This window comes from Gilliamella sp. BG1, from assembly GCF_046635625.1.
GTDB classification, from domain to species: Bacteria; Pseudomonadota; Gammaproteobacteria; order Enterobacterales; family Orbaceae; genus Gilliamella; species Gilliamella bombi.
On sequence record NZ_JBIDFG010000045.1, the window covers coordinates 1 to 1,602 of the forward strand.

Here is a 1,602-nt window from a genome sequence, read left to right on the forward strand (position 1 = left end):
AATAATCTACTTAATGCGTCTGCTTCACTTATGCCCGGTACCAGTGTAGCTAAATCTATCAGCATTTTACCGAACTCTGCATTATTTCTATCAAATTCTGCCGCTATAGCTTTATTACAGGCTGCCTGACTCATACCACCAGTACAGACTTCTGATTTTATTTTTTCTTTCCTTTTTTCAAAATTTTGAATCACGCTTTCTGGTGTTCTTTGTACTAGTTCATTATTCTCCACCGCATTCTGCCCAGCCACACCGGCAATCTGCGCATTAACCAGCGAGCCACCGGTTAGCCCACCTGATACGGTAGCCACCGCTGACGATAGGTCTCTGATGTTTGCTTTGACGCTTTCCGGTAAGCGGTTCGGGTCTATCTCGCCGGTTCTTGGGTCTATGGCTTCGGGATACTGGTCTTTGGGTAGTTGTTTAATCAGGTATTGCGCGGCCAGTTCGGCTGCGCTCGCACCTACTGCTCCGGCGGCGGCATTACCACCGTTGACGCTGGCACTGATGGCGCCTAGGAGGGCATGGGCGACCAGTTGGGCAGCTTGGTTTTGGTTGTCGCCATGACCGAATTGTTTGCCGATAAGTTCTGCGGCATACGGTGCGAGGGCGTTGGTGGCGGCTTGCAGGTTGGTCTGGCCGCCAAGGATGCCGGTGACGGCGCTGGTGACGGCGTTCAGGGCACGACTCTTGCCGCCGCCGATACCCCATGATTGGGCTTGTTCGTCTGCTGTGCGGTAGTCTTTGCTAGTTTCTCTGAGGACGAGTTGTTTTTTGTCTTCGCTTAGCTGGTTGTAATCCTGCCATAGCTCGGGGTTGTTGCTTTGTAGTTCTTGCTCGGCTTTTTCTCGTGCCTGTTGCCGCTCTTGGTTGGCTTTTCTGGCCATGTCGGCGCTAAGGGTGCGCACGCTGTTGGCGATGGTGGCGGTGGCATCGGCTACGGCCTGTTGTTTGTCCATGATCTGTTGCAGATCGGGCAGTTGGTTGATTTGGCTGTGGGCGCTGTCGATGTCGCTGTGGATGCCCAGTTCTTCTACGCTGGTCTGTTGGCCGTTGATGGTGATCTGCCCGGGGCTGATGGTGGCATGGGTGGTGCTGTGGTCGCTGCCGCTTTGGTGTTGTGGCAGGGCTGGGTTGTAGCTGGGGTTGCCGGGGATGGTGCTGTCTTTGCCGGAGAAGCCGCCACTGATGGTGGTGTTGCTGGCTTTGAAGCTGGAGTGGTTTTCTATGTCTGTGAAGGTGAGGCTGTTGGTGGTGAGCTGGTTGTGCTCTTTGGCGGCGGTGGAGGCGATGGCGCCGCCTTGCAGGTCGATGCTATCGGCGCTGATGTGGTAGCCGTCTTTGCCGGCAAAGAGGCCGGATTGTTGGTTGACGGCGTTGAGGTGGCCGGAGGCGTTGCTGCTGTTGACGCCACCGGAGACTTCCCACACGCTGCCAAAGCCGCCTTGTAGGTGGAGGTTGGCACCGCTCTGGCTGATTTTTTGGTCTATTTGGTCTTGTGGGCTGATGATGCTGAGTTTGCCGCCGATGTTGGCATCGATGCGGTTGGCATTGGCTTGGGCGCCGATCAGGGTGGTGTTGCCCTGTCTCTTATACACATCT

General features: G+C 55.4%; 1 protein-coding gene. It reads right to left on the bottom strand.

Annotated elements, in window-relative coordinates:
• Positions 1–1,602 (bottom strand): VENN motif pre-toxin domain-containing protein (locus tag ACGH80_RS11730; RefSeq protein ID WP_411631220.1); only part of this gene is annotated, 1,602 nt, incomplete at both ends.